Raw genomic sequence first — 21390 nt, 5'->3', positions numbered from 1 at the left:
TCATCGAAGATCCCATGCCGGGGACGACGTCAGCGCGCTGTTGTGCTGAGCCCCTCCAGTACCCGAGTCGCCGTCCCCTAACCTTCCGGCGCGCTTTCTCGTGAGATCAGGCGGTGGGCGACGTCGCGGAGCTTCAGGTGGCCGTTCTGCGAGGTCTTACGGAGTTCGGCGAACGCCTCGTCGGCGTCACAGCCCAGGGCCTGCATGATCATGCCTTTGGCCTGCTCGATGGGCCAGCGGGTGGCCAGGGTGTCGCGCATCTCCTCGACGGCACGCCATCCGCGCTCCCGGTCCTCCAGGTGCGTCACCACCATCGCCGCCTGGGCGGCGAACGCCGCCGCCAGCGGGCCGCCGGACGCGCCGGGGTGTCCCGGCCGCAGGCCGTACACCGTCACCGTGGCGCGGGCCCGGGGCACCTGCCCGGCGGCGGCCAGGCAGGATCGCACGCCGCGGCGCAGGGCGGCCCGGCAGTAGCGGGGCCAGCGTTCCTCCCGGAGCGTGTCGGCCAGCAGCACGGGCTCGCCGCCCGGCATGACGTCCAGCCCGGGCCCCTCCCCGAGCTCCGCCTCGACCTCGGCCAGCTCGCCGACGTCGGGATGGGAGGCCACCAGCAGGACGTCTCCGCCGTCCCGTCGTACCGAGATCGAGGCCCCGCAGGCGCCGGCCGCGACGGCCGCCTGGTCGGCGAGCAGGCTCAGGGCGCCCGTGGGCGTGTCCTGCGGGATTCGGGGGAGTGGCCTTCGCATATAGGTGTCCTCCACTCGGGCGTCGTCGCGCGAATGCCGGGCTACCCGCGGGGAAGGGGCCCAGTCCTCAACGCGGGCCGCCCTGCGGCGGCGAGAGGGGGAGGGCACGATGATCGAGCGCTCGGGGGTCCAGGCCTTCGAGGAGGAGTTCCTCAGATTCCAACGGCGTCTGGACGATCTTCGTGAGTCACGCTCCGTCATCGGTGGAGGTGAGGAGGGCGCGGAGTGGGCCGAGGCCGTCCTGTCGGAGCTGGACCTCGCCGTCGAGGAGCTGCGGGTCCAGCACGAGGAGATCATCGGCTGGGCCGACCAGGCCGTGGCCGAGAGGGTCGCCACCGACCAGGAGAGGCACCTCCTGCGCGCCGCCTTCACCGGGTCGCCCGCGCCGGCGCTGCTCGTGACCGGCGACGAGGCGATCATCAGGCGCGCCAACCAGGCGGCCCTCGACCTGCTGGACATCTCCCACGCGTATGCCACCGGGCGGTCGTTCCCGGTCTTCGTGGACCTCAGGTTCCGCGCCGCCCTGCGCTCGGCGTTCGCGGCCGCCGTACGGCAGGGGACACGGTCGGTGCACACCCGGCTCGTCCGGCGCAGGCGGCCTCCGGTGGACCTCACGATGGTCCTGACCCGGCTGGACGTGCCCGGCGCCCGGCCGCACATCCTGCTCACCGCCGCCCCCGTCCGCGAGCACGCGGAGCCGGGGCCGGCCCTCGACGGCCCGTGGGACGACGCCGAGCGGGCCGGACGCGACGAGCTGCGGGCCGGCTTCACCCGGCTCCTGCTCTCGCCCGGACTGACCCTGCGGGGGGCGGGGCAGGCGTTGCTGGACGCGTTCGCCGACTGGCTGTTCGTCGACCTGGTCGACGACGAGGGCGGCTGGCGGCGCGAGGTCGTGCTGGGCCGCGCACCGGCGTCACCCGCGGTGACGCGTTCGCTGCGGACGCCCGGTGAGCTGCCGCGGCAGGTCCAGGCCACCGGCCGGACGCGCCTGGTCGCGCACGTCGACGACCCCGGCCTGCTGGGGCATGACGACGAGGGCGCGTCGATCGTGACCCGCCTGGCGGCGGGGTCCGTCGTGTGCGTGCCGCTGAGCACGGGAAACGAGCCGTCCGGCGCGGTCACCGCGGTCCGCGCGAGCGCCCGCCCGCCGTTCTCGCTGGTGGAGACGGCCCTGCTGGAGGAGCTCTGCGGCCACCTGGCGTCGCGCCTGGCGCTGGAGGTTCCGTACCGGCCGTAAGGGCCGGCCGGGAGGGGCCCGCAGGGGCCGTTACGCGGCGGTGGTGTAACCAGACCGTAATAAACCGGACGCTTGACGGTCAGGTTGTTAACGTTCACAGTCTTCATCAAGTGCCGATCAGCGGACCGAATCGCCACGCGCAGATCACGCTCGCGATGGCCATCCTTACTTGCTGTTAACGCTAACAAGAGAGGACACCCCCCGTGTCGAAGAGAGCACCACTGTTAATACTGGCGGGCGCGCTCGCCCTGACGATGACGGCTTGCGGACAGACGAGCAGTGAACCCTCCACGGGAGCCGTCACGGGCGGGGCCGCGGCCGACAAGAAGATCGTCATGGGCTTCTCGCAAGTCGGTGCCGAGAGCGGATGGCGTACCGCCAACACCAAGTCGGTACAGGAGGCCGCTGAGAAGGCCGGCATCCAGCTCAAGTTCTCCGACGCCCAGCAGAAGCAGCAGAACCAGATCAAGGCCCTGCGCTCGTTCGTCCAGCAGCGGGTGGACGTCATCGCCTTCTCCCCGGTCGTGGAGTCCGGCTGGGACACCGTGCTGAAGGAGGCGAAGAACGCCAACATCCCGGTCATCCTGACCGACCGCGCCGTGGACTCGGCGGACACCAGCCTGTACAAGACCTTCCTCGGCTCCGACTTCGTGGAGGAGGGCAAGAAGGCCGGCCAGTGGCTGGTCGAGGAGTACAAGGACTCCAAGGACCCGGTGACCATCGTCGAGCTGCAGGGCACCACGGGCTCGGCGCCGGCCAACGACCGCAAGGCGGGCTTCGCCGAGGTCATCGGCGCCGACTCGAAGTTCAAGATCGCGGCCTCGCAGACCGGCGACTTCACCCGGGCCAAGGGCAAGGAGGTCATGGACGCCTTCCTCAAGTCCACCCCGAAGATCGACGTGCTGTTCGCCCACAACGACGACATGGGCCTGGGCGCCATCGAGGCGATCGAGGGCGCGGGCAAGGTGCCGGGCAAGGACATCAAGATCATCACGATCGACGCGGTGAAGGACGGCATGCAGGCGCTGGCCGACGGCAAGATCAACTACATCGTGGAGTGCAGCCCGCTGCTTGGCCCGCAACTCATGGACCTGGCCGGCAAGGTCGTCAAGGGCGAGCAGGTTCCCGCCCGCGTGGTGACCGAGGAGACCACCTTCACGCAGGAGCAGGCCAAGGAAGCCCTCCCCTCCCGTCAGTACTGAGCGGCGCGTTCCGAGGAGAGAGAGGATCGTCGCATGGCCGAACCGGCGCCCATCGTGCGGATGAGCGGCATCGGCAAACGGTTCCCCGGCGTCAAGGCGTTGGACGGCGTCGACTTCCGGCTGCTGCCGGGCGAGGTGCACGCGCTGATGGGCGAGAACGGCGCGGGCAAGTCGACGCTGATCAAGGTCTTGACCGGCGTCTACGAGGTCGACGAGGGCCGAGTGGAGCTGGCGGGACGTCCGGTCGCGTTCTCCGGCCCGCTCGCCGCGCAGCGGGCCGGCATCAGCACGGTGTACCAGGAGGTCAACCTCTGCGGGAACCTCTCGGTGGCCGAGAACATCTACATCGGCCGTGAGCCGCGCCGGTTCGGCCGCATCCAGTGGAGCAAGATGCGCCGCGGCGCCAAGGCGCTGATGGACCGGCTGGAGTTGGACGTCGACGTGTCGGCGCCGCTGGCGTCGTGCTCGCTCGCCGTCCAGCAGATGGTCGCCATCGCCCGGGCGGTCGGCGTCGAGGCCAAGGTGCTGGTGCTCGACGAGCCCACCTCCAGCCTTGACGCCGGCGAGGTGGCCCAGCTCTTCCGGGTGATGCGGCGGCTGAAGGAGGAGGGCATCGCCATCCTGTTCGTGTCGCACTTCCTCGACCAGGTGTACGAGGTGTCCGACCGCATGACGATCCTGCGCGACGGCCGGCTCGTCGGGGAGTACCTCACCCGCGAGCTGCCCCAGGTCGACCTGGTCGCCAAGATGATCGGCCGCGAGCTGGCCGCCCTGGAGAAGCTGGAGGGCAGGCCGCTCGCCCGCGTCGCCGAGCCGCTGATCGAGACGCGCGACCTCGGGCGGCCCGGCGGCATCGCGCCGTTCTCGCTCACCATCAGGCGGGGCGAGGTGTTCGGCCTCGCCGGGCTGCTCGGCTCCGGCCGCACCGAGATCGCCCGCCTGCTGTTCGGCGCCGACCTCGCCGGCGGCGGGTCGGTCCAGATGGGCGGCAAGCCGGTGACCCTGCGGTCGCCGCGGGCCGCGATGGCCCGCAAGATCGCCTTCTGCTCGGAGAACCGGCGCGCGGAGGGGCTCGTCGACGAGCTGACCGTGCGCGAGAACATCGTGCTGGCGCTCCAGGCGTCCCGCGGCTGGAGCAGGCCGGTGCCCCGGCGCAGGCAGGACGAGCTGGTCGCGAAGTACATCGCCGCGCTGAACATCCGGCCGGGCGATCCCGACCAGCCGGTCGGCACCCTCAGCGGCGGCAACCAGCAGAAGGTGCTGCTCGCCCGCTGGCTGATCATGGAACCCCGGCTGCTCATCCTGGACGAGCCCACCCGGGGCGTCGACGTCGGCGCGAAGGCGGAGATCCAGCGGCTGGTCGCCGAGCTGTCGGACGGCGGCATGGCGGTGCTGTTCGTCTCCGCCGAGCTGGAGGAGGTGCTGCGCCTCAGCCACCGCGTGGGCGTGGTGCGCGACCGCGAGCTGGTCGCCCAGCTCGACAACGACGAGGCGCTCACGACCGACGCGCTGATGAACAAGATCGCGAGTGGGGTGCCGTCGTGAGCCAGGAGAGGAACCTCGCCCGGGCCCTGACTGCGCACCGGCTGTTCTGGCCCGTCGCCGTCCTGGTCGCCCTGCTGGTGCTGAACGTCGTGTTCACCGACGGCTTCCTGACCGTGCAGATGCGGCAGGGGCACCTGTACGGCAGCCTCATCGACATCCTCCGGTTCGGCGCGCCGCTGATCCTCGTGGCGCTCGGCATGACGCTGGTCATCGCCACCGGCGGCATCGACCTGTCGGTCGGATCGGTGGTGGCCATCGCCGGCGCGCTGGCCTGCCTGCGCATCAGCGACCTGACCGACCAGGGCTCGGTCACCGGCGTGCTGGCGGCCGTGGGCGTCGCGCTGGCCGTCGCGCTCGTGCTCGGGGCCTGGAACGGGGTCCTGGTGTCGGTCATCGGCATCCAGCCGATCATCGCGACGCTGATCCTCATGGTGGCCGGGCGCGGCCTGGCGCAGCTCATCACCGACGGGCAGATCATCACGATCAACAGCGCGCCGTACAAGCTGATCGGCGGCGGCTACTGGCTCACGCTGCCGTTCGGCATCCTCGTCGTGACGGCGCTGGTCGCGCTGACCGGCTTCCTCACCAGGCGGCTCGCCCTCGGCATGTTCATCGAGTCGGTGGGCGGCAACGCCGAGGCCAGCAGGCTGTCGGGGATCCGGTCCAGCGGCGTGCTGATCGTCGTCTACACCTTCTGCGGGCTGTGCGCCGGCATCGCGGGGCTGATGATCAGCTCCAACGTGTCCAGCGCGGACGGCAACTACGCCGGGCTGTGGATCGAGCTGGACGCCATCCTGGCCGTCGTGATCGGCGGCACCTCGCTGCTGGGCGGCCGGTTCTCCATCGCGGGGACGGTGCTGGGCGCGCTGATCATCCAGACGCTGACCACGACGATCTACTCGATCGGCGTGACGCCGGAGACCACGCTGCTGTTCAAGGCGCTGGTGGTGACCCTCGTGTGCCTGCTGCAGTCGCCGTCGTTCCGGCGCAAGGCGTTCCGGCGGCGGGCGAGGCCCGCCCCGCCGCCGCCCGCTCCGGCGGACGGCCCCTCGGACGCGTCCGTCTCGGACGTGACCGCGGGCGAGGGACGTGAAGAGACTGTGAGGAACCGATGACCGAGACCACCGCGACCCTGCCCGAGACACGGCTGACGTTCCCGCGCAAGTACGTGCCCGTCGCCGTGACGGCGGGGCTGTTCGTCGCGATGCTCGTGGCCGGCGGCATCCGCTACGAGGGCTTCGCCAGCGGCCAGGTGGTGCTCAACGTCTTCGTGGACAACGCCTTCCTGCTCGTCGTCGCGGTCGGCATGACGTTCGTCATCGTGGCCGGCGGCATCGACCTGTCGGTCGGGGCGGTGGTGGCGCTCTCCACGATGATCTCCGCGAGCCTGCTGGCCGATCCCGGCCTGCCGGCGCCGCTGGTGATCGCCCTGGTGCTGGCGGCCGGCTCGTTGCTGGGGCTGGGGATGGGGGCGGTCATCCACTACTTCGAGATCCAGCCGTTCATCGTGACCCTCGCCGGGATGTTCCTGGCCCGCGGCCTGTGTTACGTGATCGGCACCGAGTCCATCCCGATCACCGACGGCACCTTCACCGCCGTCGCGGACGCCCGGATCGAGCTCGGCGCCGGGATGTGGATCTCGCCCAGCGTGGTGATCGCCGCCGTGGTGGTGCTCGTGGCGGGGTACGTGCTGCACTACACCCGCCTGGGCCGCGCGGTGTACGCGGTCGGCGGCGACCGGCAGTCGGCGCTGCTCATGGGCCTGCCGGTGGCGCGCACGACGATCGCCGTCTACACGATCAGCGGCCTGTGCTCCGCTCTCGGCGGACTCCTGATGTCCTTCTACATGCTCTCGGGTTACGGTCTGAACGCCGTCGGCATGGAGCTGGACGCCATCGCGGCGGTGGTCATCGGCGGGGCGCTGCTCACCGGCGGCTCGGGGTACCTCGTCGGCACGGTGCTGGGCGTGCTCGTGCTCGGCCTCACCCAGACGATCCTGAGCTTCGAGGGGACGCTCAGCCCCTGGTGGACGAGCATCTTCATCGGCCTGCTGCTGTTCGTCTTCATCGTCCTGCAGAGGTTCATCGGCGTCCGCCGCACCCGTGGCGGAGCGCCGGTCGCGACCGCGGCGTGAGGCGCGCGCCCCGGGCGCGCGCCTCACCGGCGCTCATCGTGAGCCGGTTTACGGGCTGACCGTTATCCCCGCGGCCGTCGCCGCCGTAGCCCGCGAGCCGGCCCGCGGAGCCGGAGCCCCCGAAGCCGGGGGCGCCGGCGGGCACGGCGGTGCGGCGGGCGGCCGGGGGAGGCTCAGCCCATCGGCAGGTGGAACCGGTGGACCCGGTGGTACTTCTGCCCGGTGGCGAGCCGCACCTCGCCGGACTTCTTGCCGTAGACGATGGACCACTGCGTGTGGTGCTGCTGCAGGCCGGAGAGCAGGTCCATGGCCTGCTCGGGGGTGAGCCTGCCCCCGGCGGCGCGCAACGTCCTGTCGGCCCGGTGGTAGCGCGGGTCGTCCTGGCGGCCCTTCTCGGTGGAACCGGCGTCGATGAAGTTCACCATGGCCTGCCAGGCGCCCTCCCCGTGCCGCACCACCATCTCGCCGTCGACGAACTCGATGATCGCCGAGCGGCCCTCGGCGTCGGCGACCATGTAGTGCAGGGGCGGGGTGTCGGCGGTGTCGATGTTGTGCCGGCCGAAGATCTCGACGGCCTCGTCCACCGTCGCCGCGCCGTCGAGCACCAGGCGCATGACGCGGACGCTGCCGATCGTGCGGCGCCCGGGCTTGTGAACCGGCTGCCAGCGCGGGACGGTGGCCATGCCCACGACCAGGCCCTTGGCGTTCATGCCGTCGAACGGCAGCAGCGGGGCCTTCAGCAGCGCCCGCCTGCCGGCGTCGGTGGCGAAGTCCTGCTCCGACGACACGCCCAGGTAGGAGACGTCCACCATGGACACCGAAGCGTGGCCGGACGGCGGGGTGGTGAACAGCAGCAGGGCGGGCTGGCGGGGGTAGTCGAAGTTGCGGCCGAAGACGGGGTCGGCGGGATCGCCGTGCGCGCTGAACAGCGAGCACCCGACGCCGGTGGCCGGCAGCGGCGCGTCGAGCGGCGTGAAGGGGTCGTATCCGCCGGTGAAGCGCATCGTCCACAGCGGGTGGTCGTCGACCTTGCGCAGGGTGGCCAGCGAGGCGGCGTGGTCGGCGGAAAGCGACCCGCCGGCGGACTTCTTCGCGGCGTCCTCCTCGGGCGGCCGGGCGGCGCCGGTCGCGCAACCGGTGAGCGCCGCGAGGACGAGCAGGACCGTCACCGCGACCCTGGAAGGCTCAGGCATGGTGCCATACTGACGCGCCGCGGCGGGGACCGCCAGCCGTGAGGGGCTGGGACGACGGCCTTTCCCGCCGGGAAATGTAACCCGTGAAGGATGAAAATTCAATTGCCATCGGACGGTCAACGGGAATCACCTGATGGTGATGTTCCTGACTGCGCGCGCCCTTGGCCTTCTGACGGCAATTGTGGAATCGGACCGTTCCGGTCCGACGTCCGGGCCGTTGTTCGGTCGATCGTTGAAGTGTCGAATCGGACCGTTCCGATCTTCCGCCGGAGGGCCGTTGTTCGAGCGATCGTTGAAGTGTCGGATCCCGCGGAAAGAATAAAGTTGACCGCCTTAATTGCGGCGTATAGGGTGCTGGGCCTTTTGGCGGAGCCCTTCCCGCCCCTCTCGTCCGGCGGGTGGGGCGGGACGCCGCCGCCCGTAGCCGGGTGATCGCTGAACGGGAGCCGCTCCGGCGTACCGGCCCCTCGCGTTCAGGCGTTCTCGCAGTTCAGAGCGGCTTGACGCGCTCCTTCGCGACCTGACCGGCGGGCCGGATGGGCCTGCGTCGCCGTTCGGACCCGCTGCTCCGGAACTCTCCACCATCCAATCGGCCATGTGAACACCTGTTTTCGGTTGGACCGGAAGTCGGTGAACGTCGTGTGTCACGAGTGTGCCGAAAGGATCTTGACGTTCCTCCTTCGACATGTATATAAGGGTCCTTGGCAAGTCTCAGTGGGATATAGAGGGGCGTGGTAGTGGCTCGTACCACATCCGAATACCGGTGAATTGCGGCTTCACAGGGGAGCACTGCATATGGCGGTGGACCGACCACGACCTTCTACCCTCGAATCCGCACCGACGTTGTTCTGCCTGCCGTATGCCGGGGGCGCGGCGAGCGCCTACCGGCCCCTGCGAGCGGTTCTCGGCGACGCCGCCGAGGTCGTCCCGATCCAGCTTCCCGGCAGGGAGACCCGCTTCTCCGAGCCGCCTCACCTGAGCGTCGGCGAGATCACCGACGAGCTGGCCCCGCACACCCGCGGGCCCTACGCCCTCTACGGCCACAGCATGGGCGCGCGCATCGCGTTCGAGGTGGTCAGGGAGCTGCGCCGCCGCGCGCTGCCCCCGCCGGCGCGCCTCTACGTGGGCGGGGCGCACCCGCCCGACCGCAGGGTTCCGCTGGCCGCGGCGGTCGACCTTCCCGACGACACGTTCATCGAGCAGCTCATCAGCCGCGCGGGCGCGCTGCCCGAGCTGCGTGACGAGCCGGAGCTGCGGGAGCTGCTCCTGCCGGTGCTGCGCGCCGACTTCACGTGGATCAGGCGGTACCGGTACACCCCCGAGCCGCCGCTGGACGTTCCCGTGGTCGCCGTCGCCGGGCTCGACGACGCCGAGGTGCCGCCGCCGGTGATGCTCGGATGGGGCAGGCACACCAGCTCCCGCTTCCGCCTGCGCACCGTGCGCGGCGGTCACCTGTTCCTGGCCGACCCGGACGCCGGCCTGGCCCGGCTGCTCGCCGACGACCTGGCGGACGGCCACGCCCCCGAACGGGTCGGCGACGACGAGGTGCACGTCTGGCTGGCCACCGGGGACGTCCCCGCCGCGCGCCTCGCGGACGCCGTCATGCGCCGCTACGACTCCGCCGGCCCGGCCCCGAGCTGCGGCGTCGCCGGCGGCGACGGCCTGGCGCTGGCCGCCGTCTCCCCGGGCGGCGAGATCGGCGTGGCGGTCGAGCGGCTGCGCGCCCTGGACGGCGGCCACCCCGACGACGCCCTGCTCAGCGCCGACGAGCTTGAGCAGATCGAGGGCGCCGCCGAGGAGGACCGTCCGTGGCTGGCCCTGCGCGCGCGTACGGCGAAGAAGGCGCTGGTGGCGGCGAGCGGGGTCGAGCCTTCGAGCGTCGGCTTCCCCGACCTCGCCGCCCCCGGCACGTGGCGGCCCGTCGCGCACGGCGACCCCGGCCCGCCGCCCGCGCCGCCGGGCCGTGCGACCGCCCTCGCGACGGCGACGGCGCCCGGCATCGCCACGGCGACGGCGACCGACATCGCGGGGTGGCACGTCACCCACCTGCCGCTGCCCACCTCACGCGGTGAGGCGCTCGCGGCCGTCGCCCTCCCGCGCGGCCGGACGCTGCTGCGCTTCGACACCCTGGACAGTTCACTTTGAGCGGGGGCACGACGGTGGCACTCCTGCACGATCTCGTCGTCAGCCAGGCCGCGCGCACCCCGGACGCCATCGCGGTGCGGCAGTGGGACCGGCGGTTGACCTATCGGCGCCTCACCGGCGCTGCGGACGCCCTGGCCGCGCGGCTGCGCGAGGCCGGCGTCGGGCCGGAGGTGCGCGTCGGCGTCTGCGCCCGCCGGACGCCCGAGCTGCTGATCGCGGTGCTCGGCGTGCTGCGGGCGGGCGGCGCGTACGTGCCGCTGGACCCCGGCCACCCGCCCGCGCGGCTGGCCGGCGTCGTCGAGGACGCGGGGATCCGACACGTGGTGGCCGGCCCCGGCGCCGAAGACCTGCTGACGGGCCTCCCGGTCCGCCTGTTCGCGCCCGCCGAGGACGACGCCCCGGCCACCCCCGGCGCGGCCCACCCCGACGGCCCGGCCGCCTCCCGCGCGGCCCACCCCGACATCCCGGCCGCCTCCCGCGCGGCCCACCCCGACATCCCGGCCGCCTCCGGCGCGGCCCACCCCGACGTCCCGGCCGCCTCCGGCCCGGCCCATCCCGACGTCCCGGCCCACCGCGACCGGCCGAAGACCCCGGAAGACGCGGCGGCCTCCGGCGACTCGGCCGCTCCCGATGGCGTGCCGTCGTGGGAGGCGGGGGCGCGGGACGGGCGGCCGCACCCGTCCAACGCGGCCTACGTGCTGTACACCTCCGGGTCCACGGGCCGTCCCAAGGGCGTGGTGGTGAGCCACGCGTCCGCGGTCGCGTTCGTCACGATGGCCGGGGAGTTCTTCGGCCTCGACGCCGGCTGCCGCAGCATCGGCTTCGCCGCGCTGGGCTTCGACGTGTCGGTGCTCGACGTCTTCGCCCCGCTGGCCAGGGGCGGCTCGGTCGCGTTCATCCCCGACGACGACCGGGTGGACCCCGTCCGGCTGCAGCGCTTTCTTGAGGCGCACGAGGTCACCTGGGGCACCATCCCGCCCGCGTTGCTGCCGCTGCTCGACCCCGACCGGCTGCCCCTGCTGCGCGACCTGCTCACCGCCGGCGAGCCCGCCGGGCCGGAGCAGGTCGCCAGGTGGGCGCGCCCGGGGACGCGGCGGTTCCACAACTGGTACGGGCCCACCGAGACCACGGTGTGCGTGGTCGGCACCGAGCTGTCCGGCGCGTGGGACCGGCCGCTGCCGATCGGCCACGCGCTCCCCGGCTGCGTGGCGCGGGTGCTGGACGACCGGCTGGAGCCGTGCCCGCCCGGCACGCCCGGCGAGCTGTGCATCGGCGGTCCCCAGCTCGCCCGGGGCTACCTGGATCGGCCGGGCCTGTCGGCCGACCGCTTCGTCCCCGACCCGCACGGCCCGCCGGGCTCGCGGCTGTACCGCACGGGCGACCGCGTCGTGGTCGAGCCCGACGGGCGGATCGGCTTCCTGGGACGGCTCGACCGCCAGGTGAAGATCCAGGGGCAGCGGGTGGAGATCGGCGAGGTCGAGTCGGTGCTGCGCGCCCACCCCGGCGTGCGCCAGGCCGTCGTGGACGTGGACACCGGCCCCTCGGGCCTGCGGGCCCTCGTCGCCTACCTGGCGCCCGGGGACGCCGCCGACCCCGGGGCGATCCGCGAGCACTGCCTGGCCCGCCTGCCCGCCTACATGGTCCCCACGCAGGTGGTCGGGCTGCCCGTGCTGCCGCTGACCACGGCGGGCAAGGTCGACCTGGCCCGCCTGCGCGCCCATGCCCACGCCGCCGCCCCCGGCCCGGTCCCGGCGCGCGGCGAGGCGCTCCGCACCGAGACCGAGCGGCTCGTCGCCGCGGCGTGGGCCCGCACGTTCGGCGACGCCGAGCCGGGGCCCGGCGACGACTTCTTCGCGGCGGGCGGCCACTCGCTGCTCGCCATGCGCCTGGTGTCGGCCCTGCGCGCCGAGCTGGGCAGGGACGTCTACATCGAGGACGTGCTCTCGGGCCGGACGGTCGCGGGCATCGCGCGCCGGGTCGAGGCCGCCCCGCCCGCGGGCGCCCCGCCCGCCGAGGCCCCGGCGGCGCTGTCGGCGATCCAGCGGCGCATGTGGTTCGTGGAACGGCTCTCGCCCGGCACGCCCGCGCACAACATCGCGATGGCGCTGCGGCTGTCCGGCCCGCTCGACGCAGGCGCGCTGCGCGCCGCGCTCGGGGAGGTCGCCCGGCGGCACGAGGTGCTGCGCTGGCGTGTCCCGGAGACCGGCGGCGTGCCGGTGGTCGTCGTGGAGCCGCCGGGCGAGGTGCCGCTGCCGGTGGAGGACCTGACCGGCGCCCTCCCGTTCGACGGACGGGGGGACGGCGCGCCGGAGCCCGCGTCACCCCCGCCGCCTGAGCAGGAGGCGCGCCGCACGTTCGACTCCGCCGCCGGGCGGCAGGAGGCCGCCGCTCAGGACTCGGCGCTGCGCTCGCTGCTGGAGGAGGAGGCGCGTCACACGTTCGACTCCGCCGCCGGGCAGGAGGCCGCCCCGCCGGACTCGGCGCTGCGCTCGCTGCTGGAGGAGGAGGCGCGCCGCACCTTCGACCTCGCGGCCGGGCCGCTGTGGCGGGCGCGGCTGTTCCGGCTCGGGCCGGACGAGCACGTGCTCGCCGTCACGGCGCACCACATCGTGTTCGACGGCCTGTCGCAGGCGGTGCTGTACGAGGACGTCGCACGGGCGTACCGGCGCGAGCCGTACGCGCCGCTGGCGACCTCCTTCGGCGGCTACGTCGCCTGGCTCGCGGCCCGGGAGTCCCCAGCCGACCTCGACTGGTGGGCCGAGGCGCTGCGCGGCGCGCCCACCGTGCTCGACCTGCCCGGCGACCACCCGCGCCCGGCCGTGCAGACGTTCGAGGGCGCCGCGTCCGGGACGGAGGTGGACGACGGCGCGAGCCGGGGCGTCCGCCGGCTCGCCGCGCGGCTCGGCGTCACGCCGTACGCCGTGCTGCTCGCGGCGTTCGCCCAGGTGCTCCGGCGGCTGAGCGGCGCCGAGGACGTGATCGTGGGCACGCCGGTCGCCGACCGGCGGGACCCGGCGTTCGAGCCGCTGGCCGGCTGCCTCGTCCACGTCATGCCGCTCCGGCTCACCGTGGCGGACGAGCGGACGTTCGAGGAGCAGGCGACCGGTTGCCAGCAGGCGCTGTCGGGCGCCTTCGCCCACCTCGACACCCGGCTGGAGCGCCTGGTGGACCGGCTGGTGGCGGGCCGCGACCTGTCGCGCAACCCGCTCATCCAGGTGCAGTTCAACATGTACGACTTCTCCGAGCCCCGGCTCGACCTGCCCGGGATCACCGCCCGCCCGCTGCCGCCCGGACTGCCCGGCTCGCTGTTCGACCTGACGATGTACGTGGCCGAGCGGGACGGCCGCTACGTCCTCCACACCGTGTACAACCCCCGCCTGTTCCGGGCCGAGCGCGTCGAGGCCCTGCTCGCGGGGTACGTCCACCTGCTCGGCGAGCTGGTGGACGACCCCGCCCGGCCGGCGGGCCTCGCCCGGCTCCGACCGGCGGGCCCGGTGGGCCGGGCGCTTCCCGACGGGAGCGCCGAGCTGCCCGCGTGGGACGGCCCCGGCCTGGTCGAGCGGGTGCTGCGCCGGGCGGCGAGCCACCCCGGGCGGGTCGCGGTCGCCGACGCGGGCGGCCAGCTGACCTATGCCGAGCTGGTCGGCCTCATGAACCGCACGGCACGCGCCGTCGCCGCCGCGGGCGTCCTGCCCGGCCAGGCGGTCGCGGTGCTGGCCGCCCGCCACCGCGAGCTGCCCGCCCTGCTGCTCGGCGTGCTCGCGAGCGGCGCGCGGTGGGCCGTGCTCGACCCGGCGCTGCCGCCCGCCCGGCTGGCGGCCCAGGCCCGGGCCGTCGACGCCCGCGCCCTGCTGCGCTGCCCGGGCACCGTCACGCCCCCCGAACTGGCCGGACTCCCCGAGTTGGCCGGGCTCCCCGAGTTGGCCGGGCTCCCCGAGCCGGCCGGGCTCCCTGAACTGGCCGGGCGCCCCGAGCCGGTCCTGGAGTCGAACAGCGACGGCGAGGCCCCGGTCGTGCCCGCCGGACGGCGTGGCTACCTGTCGTTCACCTCGGGCACCACGGGCGAGCCCAAGCCGGTGCGCGCGGCCGAAGGCCCGCTCGCCCGCTTCCTCGACTGGTACCCGCGCGCCTTCGGCCTCGGGCCGGACGACAGGTTCGCCCTGCTCGCCGGCCCGGCCCACGACCCGCTGCTGCGCGACGCCTTCACCCCCCTGGTCACGGGCGCGACGCTGCGGGTCCCCGGGCAGGACGCCGTCCGCGACCCCGCGGTCCTGGCCGCGTGGCTGCGCGACGAGGCCGTCACCGTCGCCCACGTCACCCCGCAGCTCGCCACGCTCGTGGCCGCCGCGGGCGTCCGGCTGCCCGCCCTGCGGCTGGTGCTGTTCGGCGGCGACCGGCTCACCCGCGCCGACGTCGCGCGCCTCGCGCGGGTCGCGCCGAACGCCCGGCTGGTGAACACCTACGGGACCACCGAGACGCCCCAGGTGCAGGCCATGTACGAGATCACCGACCGGACGGCCGCCGCGGGACCGGTGCCCGTGGGGCACGGCGTGGACGGCGCCGAGCTGCTCGTGCTGACGCCCGGCGGCGCGCCGGCCGCCGTGGGCGAGCTGGGCGAGGTGGTGGTGCGCGGGCGCCGGCTGGCCGAGGGGTACCTCGACGAGGCGCTCACCAAGGAGCGGTTCACGCCGGAGGGCCCCGACGAGGCCGTCCGCCGGTACCGGACCGGCGACCTCGGGCGTTACGACCCCGACGGCCGCGTCGTGCTCGCCGGCAGGCGCGACGGCCAGGTGAAGATCCGCGGCTACCGGGTCGAGCTGGGCGAGATCGAGAACACCCTCGCCGCGCACCCGGGCGTGCGGGCCGCCGTCGTCGTCGCGGTCGACCGGCCCGACGGCCCCCTGCTGCGCGCGTACGCCGTTCCGGCCGCGGCCGGCACGCCGCCGGGCGAGCTGCGCCGCCACCTGCGCGACCGCCTGCCCGGCTACGCCGTGCCCGCCGACGTGATCCTGCTGCCCGCCCTGCCGCTGACCCCGAACGGGAAGGTCGACCGGGCCGCGCTTCCCGCCCCGGCGCCGCGCCCCGCGCGCGGGCCCGGCCAGGAGTCGGCGACCGCGACCGAGCGGCTGATCACCGCCGTCTGGCGCGAGGTCCTCGGCGTGCCGAGGGTCTCCGCAGAGGAGAACTTCTTCGACATCGGCGGTCACTCGCTCGCCACCGCGCAGGTCCAGGTGCGCCTGGCCGCCTCCCTCGGCCGCGAGGTGCCGATCGTCGACCTCTTCCGCTTCCCGACCGTCCGCTCCCTCGCCGCGCACCTGGACGGCGACCGAAGGCTCCAAGGATCGGAGCGCGCCGCCCGGCGGATCGCCGCGCGCCAGGCGCGTCCCTCGTCGCGAAGGCCTCACCAGGCCAGACAGGAGAACAACGAATGACCGGCCCGATGAGCACTGACGAGGAATACACGGTCGAGCCGATCGCGGTCGTCGGCCTGTCCTGCCGGCTGCCCGGCGCGCCGGACGTCCCGGCGTTCTGGCGCAACCTGGTGGACGGGGTGGAGTCGGTCAGGTTCTACACCAAGGAGGAGCAGGCGGCGCTCGGCGTGCCCGGCTACCTGCTGGACGACCCCACCTTCGTCCGGGCCGCGTCCATCGCCGCCGACTACGGCGCCCTGGACGCCCCGTTCTTCGGCATGTCGCCGCGCGAGGCCGAGACGCGCGACCCGCAGCACCGGATGTTCCTGGAGCTGGCGCACTCCGCCCTGGAGGACGCCGGGTACGACCCGGCCCGCTACCCGGGCGAGATCGGCGTCTACGGGGCCGTCGGCTCCGACGAGTACCAGTGGATGTACATCCGGCGCGACAAGAGCGTGCACGCCTCGGTGGGCAACCTCGGCATCTACGTCGGCAACCACCCCGACTACCTGTCCACGCTCGTCTCCTACAAGCTCGACCTGCGCGGCCCGAGCCTGACGATGCACACCGCCTGCTCCTCCTCGCTGGTCGCGCTGCACGTGGCGTGCGAGGCGCTGCGGGCCGGGGAGTGCGACATGGTGCTCACCGGCGGCGTCTCGATCGAGATGCCGCCCGAGTGGGGCTACCAGTACCACCAGGACGGCATCTACGCCGCCGACGGGCACTGCCGGGCCTTCGACGCGGGCGCCAAGGGCACGGTGTGGGGCGGCGGGGGCGGCGTCGCGGTGCTGAAGCGGCTGTCGGAGGCGGTCGCCGCGGGCGACCACATCCGCGCGATCGTGATCGGCAACGCGATCAACAACGACGGCGCCACCAAGGTGGGGTTCTCCGCGCCCAGCTCCGAGGGGCAGGCGGTCGCCGTCGCGCAGGCGCTCGACGTGGCCGGGGCCGACCCGCGCACGGTGACCTACGTCGAGGCGCACGGCACGGGCACCTCCATGGGCGACCCCATCGAGGTGGCGGCCCTGTCGAACGTGTTCCACCGGGACACGACGGAGGCCGGCTGGTGCGGCATCGGCTCGGTCAAGACCAACATCGGGCACCTCGGTCCGGCCGCCGGCATCGCCGGGTTCGTCAAGACGGTGCTGGCGCTGGAGAACGGGCTGATCCCGCCGAGCATCAACTTCGAGCGCCCGAACCCCGAGATCGGGTTCGGGAAGAACCCCTTCTACGTCGTCAGCGCCCCCACCAAGTGGGAGCCGGAGGACTTCCCGCGCCGCGCGGGCGTCAGCTCGTTCGGCATCGGCGGCACCAACGCCCACGTGGTGCTGCAGGAGGCGCCCCCTCTGGACCCGGTGCCCCGCGAGCCGCGCACCGCCCACCTGCTGCGGCTCTCGGCCCGCACGCCGTCCGCGCTCGCCGCAATGGCGACGCGCCTCGCCGACCGGCTGGAGGAGCCGGGCCAGGACCTCGACCTGGCCGACGTCGCCTTCACCCTGGGCGCCGGCAGGCGCGAGATGAAGCACCGCGCCGTCGTCGTAGCCTCGGACGCCGCCGACGCGGTGCGCGCGCTTCGCGACCCGCGGCGCCTGGTCAAGGGCAGCGCCGGACGGCCGCGCGTGGCGTGGCTGTTCTCCGGCCAGGGCTCCCAGTACGCGGGCATGGGCGCCGAGCTCTACCGCGCCGAGGAGACGTTCCGGGCGGCCGTGGACGAGTGCGCGGAGATCCTGCGCGACGAGATCGGCCTCGACCTGCGCGACCTGCTGATGCCCGCCGAAGCCGACCGCCAGGCCGCCGAGGAGCGGCTGCGCCGCACCGAGTTCACCCAGCCCGCGCTGTTCACCGTGGAGTACGCGCTCGCGCGGTTCTGGCGCTCGTGCGGGGTCGAGCCCTCCGGCATGATCGGCCACAGCATCGGGGAGTACGTGGCCGCCGCCTGCGCGGGCGTCTTCGACCTGCCCGACGCGCTGCGCCTGGTGGCGGCCCGGGGCCGGCTGATGCAGGGCATCCCGCCGGGCTCGATGCTCGCCGTCCGCCTCGACCAGGACGAGCTGCGCGGGCGCCTGCCCGACGGCCTGTCGATCGCCACCGTCAACGGCCCGGGGGCCTGCGTGGTGGCGGGGCCGGACGACCTGGTCGACCGGTACGCGGCGACGCTCGCCGAGGACGGCACCGGTCACACGCGGCTGCGCACCTCGCACGCCTTCCACTCGCCGATGATGGACCCCGTCCTCGCCGAGTTCCACGACCTGGTCGCCGGGGTGACGCGGCACGTGCCCGGCCTGCCCTTCCTGTCCAACCTCACCGGCACGTGGATCACCGCCGAGGAGGCCGTGGACCCGGCGTACTGGACGCGCCACCTGCGGGAGACCGTCCGGTTCGGCGACTGCGTCGCCACCCTGCTCGCCGAGGGCGACTGGCTGATGGTCGAGTGCGGGCCCGGACGCCAGCTCGCCGGCCTGGCCAGGACACAGGTGCGGCAGGGCGGCACGGCGCCGCTGGCCAGCCTGCCCGGACCGTCGGACGCCAAGTCGGACCTCCAGGTGCTGTGCGCCACCGCCGGAACCCTGTGGACGGCCGGCGCGGCCGTGGACCCCGGGGCGCTGACCGCGCCGGGCCGCCGCGTCCCGCTGCCGCACTACCCCTTCGAGCGCTCCCACCACTGGGTGCCGATCCTGCCCGACCCGGAGATGGTCTACCCCGCACCGCCGCGCACGGGCGCGCTGCCGGTGCAGGAGTGGTTCAGCGTCCCGGCCTGGCGGCAGGCGCCCGTCCCCGTCACCGGCACGCCCCTGACGGGGCGCTGCCTGGCCTTCGCGGGCCCGACGGCGGCCCCGCTGGTCGCGGCCCTGCGCGCCGGGGGCGCCGAGGTCGTCACCGTGACGGCCGGGGACGCGTACGGGCGCTCGCCGGACGGCTCGTTCACCGTCCGGCCCGGGGTGCGCGAGGACTACGACGCGCTGGTCGCCGAGGCCGGCGTCCCGGAGCGGGTGGTCCACGCCTGGGCGCTCGACGAACCGCCGGACGAGCGGACGCCCGGCCGCGTGTGGGCCGCGCAGGACCTCGGGTTCTTCAGCCTGCTCAACCTGGTGCAGGCGCTGGCCCAGGCCGACCGCGAGGCCGACGTCCACCTCGACGTGCTCACCGCGGGCACGCAGGGCGTCGTCGGGGCCGACCTGACCCGTCCCGAGCACGCGACGGTGGCGGGCATCGCCAAGGTCGTGCCGCTGGAGGCGCCGTGGCTGTCGGTGCGCCACGTCGACCTGGCGGACCCCTCCCACGACCTCGCCCCGCTGCTGGCCGAGCTGGCCCGCGACCCCGCCCTCGACCGGCCCGAGGAGGGCACTCCGCCGTCCCCGGTCGCGCTGCGCGGCGGGCGCCGCTGGGTCCGCGGCTACGAGCCCGTCGAGGTGACCGCCGCGGACGCGGGCCTCAGGCAGGGCGGCGTGTACGTCATCACGGGCGGTCTGGGCGGCATCGGCGTGACCCTGGCCGAGGACCTGGCCGTGCGCCTGCGGGCCCGGCTGGTGCTGCTCGGCCGCTCCGGGCTGCCGCCGCGCGAGGAGTGGGACGCCCTCGCGGGCGGCGCCGACCGCACGTCGCGCGCCGTCGCCGCGATCCGCCGCATGGAGGCGGCCGGGGCGCAGGTGCTGACCCTGGCGGCCGACGTGACCGACGCCGGCGCCATGCGCCGGGTCCGCGAGGAGACGCTCGCCCGCTTCGGCCGCGTCGACGGCGTCGTGCACGCGGCCGGGCTGCCCGGCGGCGGCATGGCCGAGGTGAAGGAGCGCGAGACGGCCGAGAGCGTGCTGGCGCCCAAGATCCTCGGCGCGGTCGCGCTGCGCGAGGCCTTCGGCGATCTCGACCTGGACGTCGTCATGCTGTGCTCCTCGGTGACCGCGGTCGCCGGCGGGTTCGGCCAGGTCGACTACTGCGCCGCCAACAACTTCCTCGACGCCTACGCCCAGACCTGGCCGGGCCGGGTCGTCTCGGTGAACTGGGGCGCCTGGCTGGAGGTCGGCATGGCGGCGGAGGTGGCCGCGCCGGTGGCGTTCCGCGCCCTCCAGCGCGGCGACCGGGTCACCGCGCTCGACCATCCCGTGCTCACCCACCGGCACGAGCCGTCCGCGGACCGGCTGCCCTGGTGCACCGGCCAGATCTCGCCCGCGACGCACTGGCTGCTCGACGAGCACCGCATCGCCGGCGTCGCGGTGATGCCCGGCACCGGCTACCTGGAGACCGCGCGCCACGCCTTCGAGGCATCCGTCCCCAGCCCCGGCCCCGGCCACGTCGTGGAGCTGCGCGACGTGGCGTTCACGACGCCGCTGTCCCTGGCCGACGACGCGTCGGCCGAGCTGCGCGTCGTGTTCGCGCCGGGAGGCGACGGCGTGGAGTTCGAGGTGACCAGCGTCGCCGGCGAGCGGTCCACCTCACACGCGCGCGGCATCGCGTCGTGGGTGCCCGCCGCGGCGCGCGCCGACGACGCCGGCGACCTCGCCGAGGTGCGGCTGCGGTGCTCCTACGGGATCAGCCACGCCACCGACGAGATGTTCTCCGCCTCCTCCTCGGGGCTGCTGACGTTCGGCTCCCGGTGGGGCGGCGTGCGCGCCGTCCACATGGGGCAGAACGAGCACCTGGCCCGGCTGGAGGCCGGCCGGGAGGCGGCCGCCGAGTTGGACCGGCTGCCGCTGCACCCGGCGCTGCTGGACGAGGCGACCGCCTTCGTCAGCGCCCTGGTCGGCGGCAAGTACCTGCCGCTCGGGTACGGGCGCCTCACGCTGCTCGCCCCACTGCCCGCCAAGCTGTGGAGCCACGCGCGGCTCCGCGACACCGAGGGCGGCGAGATCGTGGCCGTCGACCTGACGCTGTACGACGACGGCGGCGAACGGGTCGCGGAGGTCGCCGACTTCGTGCTCAGGCGGATCGACGCCGCCGACGTCGCCCGCGGCGTCGACGAGGCCGCCCGCGAGACGGCCGGCGCGCAGGCCGTCGACGAGCAGTCGGCCGCCGCGGGCGCGGCCCTGGACGCCGAGGGCGCCAAGCGCGGCATCGCGCCCGCCGAGGGCGCCGACGCCTTCCGCAGGCTGGTCGCCTTCGACCTCGGCGTGCAGGTCGTGGTGAACGCGACCCCGCTCGCGGAGTTCGTGGCCGGCGTGCGCGAGCTGACGCAGGACACCGTGGCCGAGGAACTGGGCACGACCGCCGGCGAGGCCGTCGCGGACGACGACGCGACGGGGCACGTGGCGCCGCGCACCGAGCTGGAGAGCACCCTGGCCGGGCTGTGGTGCGAGGTCCTCGGCGCCAAGCGGGTCAGCGTCGAGGACGAGTTCTTCGAGCTGGGCGGCAACTCGCTGGTCGCCGTCCAGCTCATCGCCCTGCTTCGCAAGAAGCTCGGCGTGCGGCTCCCGATGCGCAGCCTCTTCCAGGTGCCGACGGTCAGGGGCATGGCCGCGCTGGTCGAGGAGATCCGCGCCCAGGGCTCCGGCGGCGGGGCGGGCAAGGACGCCGCCCCGGCCGCGTCCGGCGGCGACAAGCAGGTGGCCATCAAGCGGCTGCCCCGAATGGAGAGGGCGTGACATGCAGGACGGCTCGTACAAGGTCGTGGTGAACCACGAGGAGCAGTACTCGATCTGGTTCGCCGACCGGCCGGTCCCCGGCGGATGGCGGGAGACGGGCTTCTCGGGCGAGAAGCAGCAGTGCCTCGACCACATCGACCAGGTGTGGACAGACATGCGGCCGCGCAGCCTGCGCGAAGCCATGGGCGGTTAGGAAGGGCA

At 74.2% G+C, this 21390-nt stretch carries 11 protein-coding genes; 9 read left to right on the top strand and 2 right to left on the bottom strand.

Going from position 1 to position 21390, the window contains the following annotated elements; genetic code table 11:
- Window positions 1–77: 77 nt before the first annotated feature.
- Window positions 78–746, bottom strand: a complete 669-nt coding sequence (locus PYR91_RS08275) for an ANTAR domain-containing protein (protein ID WP_279778681.1) — start codon at window positions 744–746, stop codon at window positions 78–80.
- Between the two features lie 109 nt (window positions 747–855).
- On the opposite strand from PYR91_RS08275, the gene PYR91_RS08270 reads away from it, so the two are divergent.
- The 5 genes from PYR91_RS08270 to yjfF all read left to right on the top strand — a co-directional run bounded on the left by PYR91_RS08270 (window position 856) and on the right by yjfF (window position 6864).
- The gene (locus PYR91_RS08270) at window positions 856–1983 is read left to right on the top strand and encodes a GAF domain-containing protein (RefSeq protein ID WP_279778679.1); all 1128 of its coding nucleotides are present in this window, start codon (window positions 856–858) and stop codon (window positions 1981–1983) included.
- Window positions 1984–2318: 335 nt separating this feature from the next.
- Window positions 2319–3185 (top strand): ABC transporter substrate-binding protein, encoded by an 867-nt coding sequence (locus PYR91_RS08265; protein ID WP_279778678.1) that lies wholly within the window; start codon window positions 2319–2321, stop codon window positions 3183–3185.
- Between the two features lie 33 nt (window positions 3186–3218).
- Window positions 3219–4730, top strand: a complete 1512-nt coding sequence (locus PYR91_RS08260) for a sugar ABC transporter ATP-binding protein (RefSeq protein ID WP_279778676.1) — start codon at window positions 3219–3221, stop codon at window positions 4728–4730.
- On the top strand, window positions 4727–5845 hold the full coding sequence (locus PYR91_RS08255; protein ID WP_279778675.1) for an ABC transporter permease: 1119 nt from the start codon (window positions 4727–4729) through the stop codon (window positions 5843–5845). Before PYR91_RS08260 ends, PYR91_RS08255 begins: the two co-directional genes overlap by 4 nt.
- Window positions 5842–6864, top strand: a complete 1023-nt coding sequence (yjfF, locus tag PYR91_RS08250; protein ID WP_279778674.1) for a galactofuranose ABC transporter, permease protein YjfF — start codon at window positions 5842–5844, stop codon at window positions 6862–6864. The genes PYR91_RS08255 and yjfF overlap by 4 nt, the downstream gene beginning before the upstream one ends.
- Window positions 6865–7037: 173 nt before the next feature.
- On the opposite strand, the gene PYR91_RS08245 is transcribed toward yjfF, so the two are convergent.
- Complete coding sequence (locus PYR91_RS08245) at window positions 7038–8057, bottom strand: C45 family peptidase (protein ID WP_279778673.1); 1020 nt, start codon at window positions 8055–8057, stop codon at window positions 7038–7040.
- Window positions 8058–8852: 795 nt separating this feature from the next.
- Here PYR91_RS08245 and PYR91_RS08240 point away from each other — a divergent pair.
- The 4 genes from PYR91_RS08240 to PYR91_RS08225 are packed head-to-tail and all read left to right on the top strand — an operon-like array spanning window position 8853 to window position 21382.
- Window positions 8853–10202, top strand: a complete 1350-nt coding sequence (locus tag PYR91_RS08240; protein ID WP_279778672.1) for a thioesterase domain-containing protein — start codon at window positions 8853–8855, stop codon at window positions 10200–10202.
- Window positions 10199–15634, top strand: coding sequence for a non-ribosomal peptide synthetase (locus tag PYR91_RS08235; protein WP_279778671.1), 5436 nt, complete (start codon window positions 10199–10201; stop codon window positions 15632–15634). The genes PYR91_RS08240 and PYR91_RS08235 overlap by 4 nt, the downstream gene beginning before the upstream one ends.
- An 8-nt stretch (window positions 15635–15642) precedes the next feature.
- Window positions 15643–21189 carry a type I polyketide synthase gene (locus PYR91_RS08230; protein ID WP_279778669.1) on the top strand — a complete coding sequence of 1849 codons (5547 nt, stop codon included), beginning with the start codon at window positions 15643–15645 and terminating at the stop codon, window positions 21187–21189.
- 1 nt (window position 21190) lies between these two features.
- The gene (locus tag PYR91_RS08225; protein ID WP_279778667.1) at window positions 21191–21382 is read left to right on the top strand and encodes an MbtH family NRPS accessory protein; all 192 of its coding nucleotides are present in this window, start codon (window positions 21191–21193) and stop codon (window positions 21380–21382) included.
- The last annotated feature ends 8 nt before the right edge of the window (window positions 21383–21390 follow it).

Origin of the sequence: Sphaerisporangium sp. TRM90804 (genome assembly GCF_029846175.1) — a bacterium.
GTDB lineage: Bacteria > Actinomycetota > Actinomycetes > Streptosporangiales > Streptosporangiaceae > Sphaerisporangium.
Note: the sequence above shows the minus strand (reverse complement) of the source record. Positions and strands in the feature narration are given on the sequence as shown.